We start from the raw sequence: 13100 nt of genomic DNA on the forward strand, positions 1-13100 counted from the left end.
CATGGCGGGCGTTCTGGGCAACGCGGCCCAGGGCAACTACGCGGCGGCGAACGTCTTCCTCGACACGCTGGCCCAGCGCCGTCGCGCCGAGGGCTGGGCGCGGCTTCTCACCGCCATGGCCGTGGTGATCGCGGTCGCCGTCGTGGTCGTGGTGCCGGTCGCGGGGCTGGCGGCGTCGCTCGCCGCCGTGACGCTGCTGCGGCTCGCGGGCACGCCGGTGGGGACGTGGGCGAAGGGCTGGGCGGGCGCCTTCGGGGGGACGCTGCTGACCGTCCCGTACGCGGCGGCGGTCGCGGTCGCGGTGCCGGTCGTGCTGGTCGCGGCGGCGGCGTTCGGCGGGAAGATCGATTCGCTCACGGCCGGCGCGTTCGGCGCCGGCGCGGGGGCGGCGGTGCTGTGGACGGCGCCCGGCGTGCAGGGTCCGCGCCGGCAGCTGGAGCGGATGTTCCTGCCCGTCGCGCGGCGGCCCCGGACCATCGCCGGCGCCGTGCTGGGCCTCGGCGCCCTCGCCCTGGTCGCGGGGGTCGCGGCGCTGACGCTGACGCCGAGCTTCGCTCCGCTGTACGGGGCGCAGCAGTCGCTGGAGAGCGCGCTGGACCGCCTGCAGCACGCCGTCAACCGGTGGTGAGACGTGAAGTGCGTCACGTCCGGTTCGGAATGGGATTCGGCCCCTGAAACCCCCGTTCGCGTGGGTAAGGTCTCACGAACTGGGATTTGCCAGCAGGCTACTCGCTAGTAACATGGCGGGTGCACGGCCGAATCAGGGACCCGGCTCCGAAGCAGGTTCGGGTATTTGGCAGGCTGTGACTTCGAAAGCGCACGTCCGCGTCGACCCGTCATGGGCGGCGCCCCTCTGCCGCTCACCCAGCGGCCAACTGAGTGCAGGGAGGTCGGCCACCGGCCATGAACATCGTCGTCCTGGTGAAGCAGGTTCCCGATACGGAGAGCCCGCGCAAGCTGAAGTCCGATGACAGCACGCTCGACCGCGCGGCGGCGGACGGGGTCATCAACGAACTCGATGAGTACGCGATCGAAGAGGCGCTGCGCATCAAGGAGGCCCACGGCGGCGAGGTGACCGTCCTGACCATGGGTCCCGACAAGGCCACCGACTCGATCCGCAAGTCCCTGGCCATGGGCGCGGACAAGGCCGTGCACCTCGTGGACGACGGCCTCGCCGGCTCCGACGCGCTGCAGACCTCGTACGCCCTCCAGCAGGCCCTCGGCCGCACCGGGTTCGACCTGGTGATCCTCGGCTCGGAGTCCACCGACGCGCGCACCGGCGTCCTCGCCGCGATGCTCGCCGAGCGGCTCGGCGTCGCGCAGGTCTCGCTCGCCAACAAGGTCGAGATCGACGGGACGTCGATCAAGGCGCAGCGGCAGACCGACTACGGCTTCGACCGGGTCGAGGCGAGCCTGCCCGCGGTCGTCAGCGTCGTCGAGAAGATCAACGAGCCGCGCTACCCCTCCTTCAAGGGGATCATGGCGGCCAAGAAGAAGCCGGTCGAGACGCTCGGCCTGGGCGACGCCGGCATCGACGCGGCCCAGGTGGGCCTGGCGAACGCCGCGACCGAGGTGGTCGACTTCGCCGAGGCGCCGCCGCGCGCCAAGGGCGAGATCGTCACCGACGAGGGCGACGGCGGCGTGAAGATCGCCGAGTTCCTCGCGTCGAAGAAGTTCGTCTGACCGGGGAAGGGGATTTAGAGACCAATGGCTGAGATTCTCGTCCTCGTCGACCATGTCGACGGTGAGGTCAAGAAGGTCGCGCTCGAACTGCTGACGCTGGCGAACCGGCTCGGCGAGGCCGCCGCGGTATGGGTCGGCCCGGGCTATGAGAACGCCAAGGACAAGCTCGGCGAGTACGGCGCCGGCAAGGTCTACGTGGCCGCCGACGAGGAGCTGACCTCCTACGTCGTCGCCCCGAAGGCCGCGCTGCTCGCCCAGCTCGTGGCCGACAAGTCGCCCGCCGCCGTGCTGGTCGCCGCGACCGGCGAGGGCAAGGAGGTCGCGGGCCGCCTCGCGGTCAAGACCGGCTCCGGCGTGCTCACCGACGTCGTGGACGTCACCGACGGCTTCGTCGCCGAGCACTCCATCTTCGGCGGCGGCATCATCGCGCACGCCAAGGTGAAGACCGGCACGCCGATCATCGCCGTGCGGCCGAACTCCGTCGCCCCCGAGGCGGCCCCGGCCACCCCGGCCGAGGAGCAGGTGTCGGTCACGCTGTCGGACGCCGACAAGGGCGCGAAGATCGTGGAGAAGGTCGTCCAGGAGAAGGGCGAGCGCCCGGACCTGACCGAGGCCGCGATCGTCGTCTCCGGCGGCCGCGGTGTCGGCGGCGCCGAGAACTTCAAGATCATCGAGGGGCTGGCCGACTCGCTCGGCGGCGCCGTCGGCGCGTCCCGCGCCGCGACGGACGCCGGCTGGTACCCGCACTCGTTCCAGGTCGGCCAGACCGGCAAGACCGTGTCGCCGCAGCTCTACATCGCGGTCGGCATCTCCGGCGCCATCCAGCACCGGGCCGGCATGCAGACCTCGAAGACCATCGTCGCCATCAACAAGGACCCCGAGGCGCCGATCTTCGAGCTCGTCGACTACGGCATCGTGGGCGACCTCTTCCAGGTCGCGCCGCAGCTCACCGAGGAGATCACCAAGCGCAAGTGATCCTCGCGCGAAGGCCCCGGCGGCACCCGCCGCCGGGGCCTCCGGCGTTTCGGGACCGGGCGTTTCAGGATCGGGCGGGCGACGGGTACGGGACGGCCTTCAGCAGCGCGGGCTTGAGCATCTCGCTCACCTCGCCGTACGGGACGACCGTGTCCTGCAGCCCGCACGCCGACGCGTAGCCCAGGATCGCCCCGTAGAACGCCACGCGGACGCCCTTCGGCGTGAGGGCCATGGTCACGGAGCCGTCGCCGACGAACTTGGACGGGTTGTCGGTGCCGCGCGGGACCACCGTGCCGCCCGGGGTGCTCTGGCCGCTCCAGCAGTACACGCCGTCGGGCAGGTGCGCCTTGATCTTGCCGTCCAGCGGCTTGAGGCCCTGCTCGGTCGGGACGCGGAACAGGCCGGGCGCGGTGTAGGAGGCGCCCGTCTTGAGGTCGACGGTGGCCGCCTGTGACTGGTCCCAGCCCGTCCCGCGGTCGCCCTGGAGGGTGACGGTGTACCAGACCGACAGCAGCCGGTCGTTGTGCAGCAGGATCTGCGGCTTCACGACATCGGTGTAGGCGCCGCGGCCGATGTCCTTCAGGCCGCTGACGGTCTTCGTCCAGCGCTGTTCGAGCGGTGCCCGCAGCGCCGCGTTGACCTTGCGCGTGACCGCGGGCTCGCCGCCCGTGACCCGCACGACCTGGCCCTGCACCTGGAGCGTGGCCCCGTTCCCGATGTTCCGCGGCGGTTCGCTGAGCGCGGCCAGGCGCGTCGCGATCGGCTTCGGCGCCTCGTCGGCCGTGGCCACGTAGACGGCCGCGCCGCCGCCCACCGCCACGGCGGCGGCCCCGCCCGCGACGGCCGCCGCGCCCTTCGCGCCGAGCGCGCCGAGCACCCCCTGGCCCGCCGCTCCGGCACCGCCCGCCCCGGCGCCCGCTGCGCTTCCCGCTCCGGCCGCCCCGGCACCGCCCGCTGCGGCCCCGCCCGCCGCACCGGCCGCGCTCGCGCCGGCTCCGGCCGCGCCGCCCGAGCCGAGCCCGAGCGCGGTGAGCGGGAAGAGCACCGACAGCGCGGCGGCGGTGCCCGCGAGCGCCCGGACGCCGTGCCCCTCCCAGCCGGCCCCGTACGCGCCCGCCGCGACCGCCTCCAGCTCGGCGACGAACGCCGCCGCCCCCATCGGGCGGTCCCACGGGTTCTTGGCCAGGCCGCGCTCGATCAGCGGGCGGAGCGGCTCGGGGACGTCCTCCACCGGGACCGGGGCGGTGAGGTGGCGGCCCATCAGCCCGACGTGGTCATCGGCGGTGTAGGGCCGCCGCCCCGTCACGCACTCGAAGAAGACGCACGCCGCCGCGTACACGTCGGTCGCGGGGGAGGCGGGCTCGTCCCGCCACTGCTCGGGCGCCATGTAGACGGGCGTGCCGGACCGGCCGGCCGCGCCCGCGTCCACCGCGATGCCGAAGTCGATCAGCTTGCTGAGCCCGTCGCCGCGCACGATCACGTTCGCGGGCTTGTAGTCGCGGTGGACGATCCCGAGGTCGTGCGCGGCGGCGAGGCCCAGCAGCGAGCCCTTCAGCACCGCCAGGGCCGCCTCCGGCCGCAGCGGGCCCCGCTCCGCGAGCACCGCCTTGAGGGACGCCCCGTCCACCGCCTCCATCACGATGGCCGCGCCGTCCGGCCGCTCGACCAGCCCGAACAGCTGCGCGACGTACGGGTTCCGGAGCCGGCTCAGCAGCTCGGCCTCGCCGCGGAACCGCTCCCGGAACTCCGCGTCCCCGGCGAGCGACTCCCCGAGGTACTTGATCGCCGCGGGGCGTCCCGTCGCGTCGTGCCGCGCCAGGACGACCCGCCCTTGCGCGCCCTCGCCGAGCACGCGCAGCTCGCTGTACCCCGGAACCCGCCATCCCGCCATGGACCGCCCCCATCACCCGCGGGGATTCTCCCCGCAATGATTCCGCATTGGGTTATATCGGATTGCGAGCCCGGCCGCCGGGGGTCAGGCGGCGACGGGTTCGGGCCGGGTGTCGCTGGGGTCGGTGGGGCCGGTCTGGGCGGCCGGCTCGGGCACGGCGGCGGCCGTCACGTCGATGCTGGACCGGAGCGGCACGAAGCGCGCTCCGGCGGCGATGAGCAGCGCGAGGACGACGACCGTGCCGACGCCGACGCGCAGCGAGGTGGCGTCCGAGAGGAAGCCGACCACGACCGGGCCGAGCAGCAGCCCGCCGTAGCCCATCGCGCCGACCTGGGCGACGGCCGCGGCGGGACGGTCCGGCGCCGCGGTCCCCGCCAGCGAGATCGTCGTGGGGACGACCGTGCAGACGACCAGCCCGGTCACGAAGAACCCGGCGATCGCGACGGCCGGGGTCGGCGCCAGCACGACGACGGTCATGCCGACGGCGGTGCCGAGGCCCGCGCCGGTCAGCAGCCGGCGGGTGCCGACGCGCATCCGGACGCGGTCGCCGACGAGCCGGCCGAGCAGCATCGCCAGCTCGAACACCGGGTACCCGACGGCCGCGACGGCCTCCGTGGCGCCGAGCTCCTCGTGCAGGAGCAGGCCGCTCCAGTCGGCGATCGACCCCTCGGTCATGAACGCGATGAACCCGAGGACGCCGATCAGGTAGACGGCCGGGGGCAGGCGGCGCGCCCTGCGGCCCGTCCCGGCCTCGGCCGGCGCCGGCGGGTCCGGCAGGTAGGTGCGGCCGAGCGCGAGGCTCGCGGGCAGCGCCACCAGCGCGGCGGTCAGCACGGTCGTGGTGAAGCCGAGCCCGGCGGCGGCGGTCGCGACGCCGAACACCCCGCCGCTCATCGCGCCCACGCACCATCCGGCGTGCATGCCGCTCATGATGGACCGGCGGTACGCCCGCTCGACGACGCTGCCCTGCGCGTTCATCGCGATGTCGGTGATCCCGAACGTCATGCCGAACAGTGCGACCGCCGCGAGCAGCACCCCGTAGGTGGGCGCGAGCGCGACCGCCACGTAGGACAGCGCGGTCAGCGGCAGGGCCGCGCGGAGCACCGTCCGGCTGCCCGCGCGCGCCATGACGCCGCGCAGCGCCTGCATGGCCGCGATGGCGCCGAGCCCCCAGACGAGGACGACGATGCCGATCTCGCCCTCGGTCGTCCCGAACTTGGCGGCCAGCGCGGGCATGCGCGCCACCCACACTCCGGTCAGCAGGCCGGCCAGCGCGAAGGTCAGGAACGATCCGGTGCGGGCACGGAACAGCATGGTTCACCTCTTTCTCGGCTCGGCGGGGCGGGCGGCCCCCGGTTGCGGCGCCGCACGCGCGGCGTCGTCACGACGGAACTCCGGACCGCGAGGCGGCCCGGTGTCGCACGGGCGTCCCCGCACGGCAGTGCCGTGCGGGGCCGCTCGCGGTGGTTCGGGGTGGGGTGGGGCGGGCGGGACGGGAGTCAGGGGGCGGGTGCCCCCGTCATCGCTCCAGAAGGTCCAGCAGCCGCCGTTTCAGCGCTTCGAGCTGCGCGGCGTCGTACAGCTCGGGATCATGGCTCACCACTTCCCAGAGGCCCTCGGCCGCGAGCCGGACGACCATCGCGGCGCCCGGGTCCGGGTCCTCGGCGGGGTCGCGGCCGTGCCAGCGGCGCATCGCCGCGTTCAGCGGCTCGCCCTGCTCCGGGTCCGCCGCGGCGGCCGTGATGGCCGACCAGCGCCGGTAGGCGCGGGCCTCCCCGGTGAGGATCTCGAACGTGGCCTCGACGTAGGCGCGGGTGTAGGCGCTCGGCACGCCGTCCCCGTACGCGTCGACGTAGGCGGCGATCAGGTCGTCGAACTCCTCGATGACCCGCGCCACCATGGCCCGGACGAGCGCCTCCTTGGTGGGGAAGTGGTAGAGCAGCCCTCCCTTGCTGACGCCGGCGCGGTCGGCGACCGCGATGAGCGTCAGCGCCTGCGTGCCCTGCTCGGAGAGCACGGCCTCGGCGGCGTCCAGAAGGGCGTCTTTCGTCATGATGCTCCTACTGTACCGGCTGGACGGTACACACGGTGAACCGGCCCTTCCCGGCGGCTATTCCCGCCCCCGCGCGCAACGGCACGGGCGACGGCGGGGAACAGGACCGGCGCGGATAATGTTGACCGCGTGGTGACCTACCTCGACCATGCGGCGACGACCCCGATGCTGCCCGAGGCCGTCGAGGCGATGACGGCGGAGCTGCGCGAGCTGGGGAACCCGTCCTCCCTGCACGCGGTGGGACGGCGCGCCCGCCGCGTCGTCGAGGAGTCCCGCGAGATCATCGCCGAGGCGTTCGACGCCCGGCCCAGCGAGGTCGTGTTCACCTCGGGCGGCACCGAGGCCGACAACCTCGCGGTCAAAGGCGTGTTCTGGGCCCGCCGCGCCGCCGACCCCGCCCGCACCCGCGTGCTGGCGGGCGCCGTGGAGCACCACGCCGTCATGGACGCGGTGCAGTGGCTCGCCGAGCACGAGGGCGCGAAGGTCGAGTGGCTCCCGGTGGACGGGCTGGGCCGCGTCCGCCCCGAGACGCTCCGCGACGCGCTCGGCTCCGGCGACGACGTGGCGCTCACCACCGTGATGTGGGCCAACAACGAGGTCGGGACGGTCCAGCCGGTCGCCGAGCTCGCCGCCGCCGCCCGCGAGCGCGGCGTCCCCCTGCACACCGACGCCGTCCAGGCCGCCGGGCAGCTGCCCGTCGGGTTCGCGGCGAGCGGCGCGCAGGCCCTGACCATTACCGGCCACAAGCTCGGCGGCCCGATCGGCGTCGGCGCGCTGCTGCTCGCCAAGCCCAAAGAGCCCGTCTTCCTGGACCCGGTGCCCCTGCTGCACGGCGGCGGCCAGGAGCGCGACGTCCGGTCCGGGACGCTCGACACCCCGGCCATCGCCGGGTTCGCCGCCGCCGTCCAGGCCACCGTCGCCCGCCGGGAGGCCGAGGCGCGCCGCCTCACCGAGCTGCGCGACCGGCTGATCGACGCCGTCCGCGCCGCCGTGCCGGACGCCGTCCTGAACGGCGACCCCGTCGACCGCCTCCCCGGCAACGCCCACTTCTCCTTCCCCGGCTGCGAGGGCGACGCCCTGCTCATGCTGCTGGACGCGCGCGGCATCGCCTGCTCCACCGGGTCGGCGTGCTCGGCCGGCGTCTCCCAGCCCAGCCACGTCCTGCTCGCGATGGACGCGAGCACCGAGCGCGCCCGCGGCTCGCTGCGCTTCACGCTCGGCCACACCTCCACCGAGGCCGACGTGAAGGCCCTCGCCGACGCCATCGGCCCGGTGGTGGAACGCGCGCGCCGCGCCGGCCTCAGCTGACCGCCGGCCGATCCGCCCCGGGTTTGACCTTCTCTTGAACGGGGACGGCGTTGCCCGTGACGACGGACGTGAGCGACGGCATCAAGCAGGCGGCGGGACACCCCTGGTTCCACCACCTGTCCCGGGCGGGTCTCGCCGCCCGCGGACTCCTCTACCTCCTCATCGGCTGGCTCGCCCTCCAGGTGGCGTTCGGCGGCGGCGGGAAGGAGGCCGACCGCAAGGGCGCGCTGGAGGCGGTCGCCGAGAAGCCGGGCGGCCCGGTCGTCCTCGGGCTGATGGCGGCCGGTTTCGCCGCGCTCGCCCTCTGGCAGCTCGCCGAGGTCCTGTACGGGCGTCCCGTAGAGGACGGTGACAAGCCCACCAAGCGGCTGGGCTCGGCGGGGCGCGCCGTCATGTACACGGCGGGCTGCGCGGGGACCCTGGCGTTCCTGTTCGGCCACCACGGCACGTCGAGCGACCGGCAGTCCCAGACCATCACGGCGCGGCTGATGGGCGAGCCCGGCGGCCGCTGGCTCGTCCTGGCGATCGCCGCCGGGTTCGTGGTGTGGGGAGTGATCGTGGTCGTCGGCGCCGTCCGGCGCGGCTTCCTGGACGAGCTGGAGACCGCCAAGATGGGCAGGGTGGCGCGGCGGTCGGTCCAGCCCCTCGGCATCGTCGGGAACGCCGCCCGCGGCCTGGTCGGCCTCGCCGCCGGCGCGTTCCTCGCCTACGCGGCCGCCACGTTCCAGCCGGACAAGGCGCGCGGCCTCGACGGCACGCTCCGCGAGTTCGCCGACACCCCCGCCGGCGCCTGGGGCCTCGCGGCCGTCGCCGCCGGCGTGCTCACCTTCGGCCTCTACTCGTTCTGCGAGGCCCGCTGGCGCAAGGTCGACGCCACGCGCCAGGGCTGGTAGGGCGCGCGTCTTCTCACGGCTGGTAGGGCGCGAGGGCCTTCCAGCCGGGGTCGGCGGTGGAGGCGACCTTGGCCTTGCCCTCCGGCCAGCCCGCGGCGAGCTGGTCGAGCTCGGAGATGACGCCCGAGTCGGGGTCGGCGTACAGGTGGAAGACCCGCAGGCCGTCCCCCGTCTCCCGGACGGCGAGGACCGCCCGGTCGCCGAGCTTCGCCAGCTTCTTCTCGAACGAGCGCAGCGCGCCCGCCGACGGCTCGACCGGCAGCCGGTCGGGGTTGCTGTTGGCGTACGGGACGGTGATCGCCACGTGCAGGTCGCAGAGCGGGTAGTCCTGCCGGTGCAGCGGGAACCGGGCGCCGAGGCGGGCCGGGTGCCCGCGCGGGGTGCGGCCCTCGCCGGTCAGCCAGGCGGGCTCGGCGAACGGCTCGGCCACCTGCTCGACGACGGCGGGCAGCATCGACGGCACCAGCGCGTCGATCGGCGCCTCCGTCGCGATCGCGACCTCGCCGATCCAGCGGGCCACGTCGTCCTCGCCGAGCGCCCAGTACAGGACGTTCAGCGCCACCTGGAGCTGCTGCTCCTCGGCGACGAACAGGAAGTCGGGGTGGTAGGCGGTGATGTGCACGCGGGCGCGGTCGGCGTCGGCGCGCATGCCCAGCCGGACGTACTCCAGGTCGAACTCGTGGTCGCCGAGGATGAGGTCCTGCGACAGCATCTCCGGGTCGGCCTGGCGCGCCGGGTGGAAGCTCCAGCCGCCGGCCGCGGCGCCGGAGGGCGCGGAGCGGGCCCAGCGCTCGGTGAGGCCGCGCAGCTCGGGGTCGCCGCCGCCGGTCACGGTCAGCGACGGGCTCCGGTCGTCGGCGCCGCCGATCTCCCACTGCAGGCCCGGATGGATCTTGTGGACGCGGCGGGACAGCTCCTCGATCGTCTCGGCCGACAGCCCCTCGCCGGGCACGGCGGCCTCGGCCGCGTCGGGTTCGGGCCCGGCGGCCAGCGACGCCTCGATGGTGGGGCGGGCCTGCGCCCACCACTCCCAGAACTCGCTGATCGCGGGCGGTACGACGGTGGACGCCTCGCGCGGACGGCGGAAGATTCCCATAGCGGCCCCAATCGTACGCGGAAATGCGGACGGCGGACCGGGCCACGCCGCGTACCCTCGAAGGACTATGACTCTGCGCGTTCTCGCCGCCATGTCGGGCGGCGTCGACTCCGCCGTGGCCGCCGCCCGCGCCGCCGAGGCCGGGCACGACGTCACCGGGGTCCACATGGCCCTGTCCAGCAACCCGCAGTCCTACCGGACGGGGGCGCGCGGCTGCTGCACCCTGGAGGACTCCCGCGACGCCCGGCGCGCCGCCGACGTGATCGGCATCCCCTTCTACGTCTGGGACCTCGCCGAACGCTTCCACCAGGACGTCGTCGAGGACTTCGTCAGCGAGTACGCCGCCGGGCGCACCCCGAACCCGTGCCTGCGCTGCAACGAGAAGATCAAGTTCGCCGCGCTGCTCGACCGCGCCATGGCGCTCGGGTTCGACGCCGTCTGCACCGGCCACTACGCCCGCCTGGAGGACGGCGTCCTGCGCCGCGCCGTCGACCCGGCCAAGGACCAGTCCTACGTGCTGGCCGTCTGCACCCCCGAGCAGCTCGCGCACGCGCTGTTCCCGCTCGGCGACACCTCCAAGGCCGACATCCGGCGCGAGGCGGAGCGGCGCGGCCTCCAGGTCGCCGACAAGCCGGACAGCCACGACATCTGCTTCATCGCCGACGGCGATACCCGCGGCTTCCTCGCCGAGCGGCTCGGCGCCGCCAGGGGCCCGATCGTCGACACCGACGGCAACGAGGTCGGCGAGCACGACGGCGCCTACGCCTACACGATCGGCCAGCGCAAGGGCCTGCGCCTCGGCACCCCGGCGCCGGACGGCCGGCCCCGCTACGTCCTCGACATCTCCCCGGTCACGAACACGGTGACCGTCGGGTCGCGCGAGCAGCTGGACGTCCGCGAGATCACCGGCGAGCGCGCCGTGTGGCTGGGCGACGTCCCGGAGGGCCCCTTCGGCTGCCAGGTCCAGCTCCGCGCGCACGGCGAGGTCTACGACTGCACCGCCGAGCCGCACGGCGACGAGCTGCGCATGACCCTCGCCACCCCGGCCCGCGGCGTCGCGACGGGCCAGGCCGCCGTCCTCTACACCGGCGACCGCGTCCTCGCGTCCGCCACGATCGCCGACACCACCCGCGTCCCGGCCTGACCCACGTCCCCGCCTGACCCACGTCCCCGCCTGACCCGCGCCCTGCTTGACCCCGTCCTGCTTGACCCCGCCCTCTCTGAGTCCCAAGCCCCGAACGCTGCGGTGACCTAGAGGGGTTGGGGTGTGCGGGGTCCTTGCCGCTGTGACCGGTTGGCCTATCGTCTCCTGGACGGAACCTGGGAGGCGGCTGTGGAGTTCGGTGTTTCGACGTTCGTGACGGATGACGGGATCGGTCCGGCGGCGCTCGGGCGGGCGCTGGAGGAGCGCGGGCTCGGGTCGCTGTACCTGGCCGAGCACACGCACATCCCGGTGAAGCGGGAGTCGCCGTGGCCCGGCGGGGCGGAGCTGCCCCGGAAGTACTACCGGACCCTCGACCCGTTCGTGGCGCTGACCGCGGCGGCGGCCGTGACGGAGCGGCTGCGCGTCGGGACGGGCATCGCGCTGGTCGTCCAGCGCGACCCGATCGTGCTGGCGAAGGAGGTCGCGTCCCTCGACCTGGTCTCCGGCGGGCGGGCGGTGCTCGGCGTCGGCGCCGGCTGGAACCGGGAGGAGATGCGCAACCACGGCACCGACCCGAGGACGCGGATGCGGCTGCTCCGCGAGCGCGTGCTCGCCGTCAAGGAGCTGTGGACGAAGGAGCAGGCCGAGTTCCACGGCGAGTTCGTCGACTTCGACCCGGTGTTCTCCTACCCGAAGCCCGTCCAGGACCCGCACCCGCCCGTGATGATCGGCGGGTCCGGCGCGACGACGTTCGACCGGGTGGTCGAGTTCGGCGACGGCTGGATGCCGATCTACGGGCGCGGCACGGACACGCTGGCGGCGCAGATCTCCGAGCTGCGGGAGCGGGCCGGCCGCAGAGTGCCGGTCACCCTGTTCGGCGTGCCCGGGAAGAAGGAGGCCGTCGCCGAGCTGGCGGACGCCGGAGTCGACGAGGTGCTGTTCAACCTGAGGACCGAGCCCGAGGACGCGACGCTCCGGTACCTCGACCGGCTCGCGGACCTGGTCTGATCACGGCGCCGATAGGGTCGGGGACGTGACGACGAGCTACCCGTGGCAGGCGGGGACGGCGACTGGAGTGGGGTCATATCCGGGGGACGACCCTGCGGAGGCCCTGCGGGTGGTCCTCGGCGAGCTTCCCGACCTGCCGCACCTGCCGGAGCTGCCCGCGCGCGGTCCCGGCGCCGACCTCACCGGCCGGACCGCCGGGCTGCTGATCGACATGCCGGTGCGGGTCGAGCCGTCCGGCTGGCGGTTCTCCGACCGGCCGGGCCGCGACACGCTGCGCTCCCGCGACCACCTGGCCCGCGACCTCGACGTGCTGGAGGAGGTCGCGGGCGGCCACGACGGGCCGTTCAAGATCCAGGTGTGCGGGCCGTGGACGCTGGCGTCCACGATCGAGCTGCGGCACGGCGACCGGGCGCTGAAGGACCCGGGCGCCGTCCGGGACCTGACCGCCTCGCTCGCCGAGGGCGTGGCCGCGCACGTCGCGGACGTCCGGCGGCGGCTGCCCGCGGCGGAGATCGTCCTGCAGCTGGACGAGCCGGGCCTGCCCGCCGCGCTGGCCGGGACGGTCCCGACGGCCAGCGGCTTCTCGCGGCTCCGCGCCGTCGAGGAGCCCGTCGCCGAGGACGCCCTCCGCACGGTGATCGACGCCGCCGGCGCCTACCCGGTGGTGCACTGCTGCGCCCGGAACGTCCCGTACGGGCTGCTGCGCGGCGCCGGCGCGAAGGCGATCTCGACCGACCTGCGCCTCGTGCCGAAGCGCGACGACGACGCGGTGGGGGAGACCATCGACGCCGGGATCGGGCTGTTCCTCGGCGCGGTGCCCGGCACCGACGCCGCGCTGCCGTCCCTGCAGGCGACCGGCGAGCCGGTGAAGGGCCTGTGGCGGCGGCTCGGCTTCCCGCCCGCGCAGCTCGCCCGGCAGGTCGTGATCACCCCCGCTTGCGGCATGGCGGGCGCGTCGCCCCGCTATGTCCGCGACGCCCTCAAACGCTGCCGCGACACCGCCCGGATGCTCTACGAAGCCGCGGACGAGTGACCGGAGGGGCCGTCCC

Annotated in this window: 12 protein-coding genes; 8 read left to right on the plus strand and 4 right to left on the minus strand. The window is 74.4% G+C overall.

Annotated elements, in window-relative coordinates; translation table 11 throughout:
• The 3 genes from AB0K34_RS23695 to AB0K34_RS23705 all read left to right on the plus strand — a co-directional run.
• Positions 1–628: KR domain-containing protein (locus tag AB0K34_RS23695; RefSeq protein WP_364550886.1), on the plus strand; the 628-nt coding region annotated here is incomplete at its 5' end.
• Between the two features lie 275 nt (positions 629–903).
• Positions 904–1683, plus strand: a complete 780-nt coding sequence (locus AB0K34_RS23700; RefSeq protein WP_301175893.1) for an electron transfer flavoprotein subunit beta/FixA family protein — start codon at positions 904–906, stop codon at positions 1681–1683.
• A 24-nt stretch (positions 1684–1707) separates the two neighbouring features.
• Entirely contained in the window at positions 1708–2658 is a 951-nt protein-coding gene (locus tag AB0K34_RS23705; RefSeq protein ID WP_301175894.1) for an electron transfer flavoprotein subunit alpha/FixB family protein, read from the plus strand.
• Positions 2659–2722: 64 nt separating this feature from the next.
• On the opposite strand, the gene AB0K34_RS23710 is transcribed toward AB0K34_RS23705, so the two are convergent.
• The 3 genes from AB0K34_RS23710 to AB0K34_RS23720 form a co-directional block, all read right to left on the minus strand.
• The gene (locus tag AB0K34_RS23710) at positions 2723–4549 is read right to left on the minus strand and encodes a serine/threonine-protein kinase (RefSeq protein ID WP_364550889.1); all 1827 of its coding nucleotides are present in this window, start codon (positions 4547–4549) and stop codon (positions 2723–2725) included.
• A gap of 84 nt (positions 4550–4633) precedes the next feature.
• Positions 4634–5863, minus strand: a complete 1230-nt coding sequence (locus AB0K34_RS23715; protein ID WP_364550891.1) for an MFS transporter — start codon at positions 5861–5863, stop codon at positions 4634–4636.
• A 205-nt stretch (positions 5864–6068) separates the two neighbouring features.
• On the minus strand, positions 6069–6602 hold the full coding sequence (locus AB0K34_RS23720) for a TetR/AcrR family transcriptional regulator (protein ID WP_138636601.1): 534 nt from the start codon (positions 6600–6602) through the stop codon (positions 6069–6071).
• Positions 6603–6734: 132 nt separating this feature from the next.
• Between AB0K34_RS23720 and AB0K34_RS23725 the strand changes: the two genes are divergently transcribed.
• Both AB0K34_RS23725 and AB0K34_RS23730 read left to right on the plus strand, forming a co-directional pair.
• Positions 6735–7910, plus strand: a complete 1176-nt coding sequence (locus tag AB0K34_RS23725) for a cysteine desulfurase family protein (RefSeq protein ID WP_364550944.1) — start codon at positions 6735–6737, stop codon at positions 7908–7910.
• Between the two features lie 56 nt (positions 7911–7966).
• A complete protein-coding gene (locus AB0K34_RS23730) occupies positions 7967–8803 on the plus strand; it encodes a DUF1206 domain-containing protein (RefSeq protein ID WP_301175898.1) in 837 nt (278 codons plus the stop codon).
• Between the two features lie 13 nt (positions 8804–8816).
• Here AB0K34_RS23730 and AB0K34_RS23735 read toward each other — a convergent pair whose 3' ends face one another.
• Positions 8817–9899: a DUF695 domain-containing protein gene (locus AB0K34_RS23735; protein WP_138636599.1), complete on the minus strand. Its 1083-nt coding sequence runs from the start codon at positions 9897–9899 to the stop codon at positions 8817–8819.
• A gap of 67 nt (positions 9900–9966) precedes the next feature.
• On the opposite strand from AB0K34_RS23735, the gene mnmA reads away from it, so the two are divergent.
• From mnmA to AB0K34_RS23750, 3 genes are all read left to right on the plus strand, one after another.
• Positions 9967–11043: a tRNA 2-thiouridine(34) synthase MnmA gene (mnmA, locus tag AB0K34_RS23740; protein WP_364550894.1), complete on the plus strand. Its 1077-nt coding sequence runs from the start codon at positions 9967–9969 to the stop codon at positions 11041–11043.
• A 189-nt stretch (positions 11044–11232) separates the two neighbouring features.
• The gene (locus AB0K34_RS23745; RefSeq protein WP_138636597.1) at positions 11233–12051 is read left to right on the plus strand and encodes an LLM class F420-dependent oxidoreductase; all 819 of its coding nucleotides are present in this window, start codon (positions 11233–11235) and stop codon (positions 12049–12051) included.
• 25 nt (positions 12052–12076) lie between these two features.
• A complete protein-coding gene (locus tag AB0K34_RS23750; RefSeq protein WP_364550896.1) occupies positions 12077–13084 on the plus strand; it encodes a methionine synthase in 1008 nt (335 codons plus the stop codon).
• The last annotated feature ends 16 nt before the right edge of the window (positions 13085–13100 follow it).

The sequence above is a fragment of the Actinomadura sp. NPDC049382 genome, from assembly GCF_040677125.1.
Lineage (GTDB): Bacteria > Actinomycetota > Actinomycetes > Streptosporangiales > Streptosporangiaceae > Spirillospora > Spirillospora geliboluensis.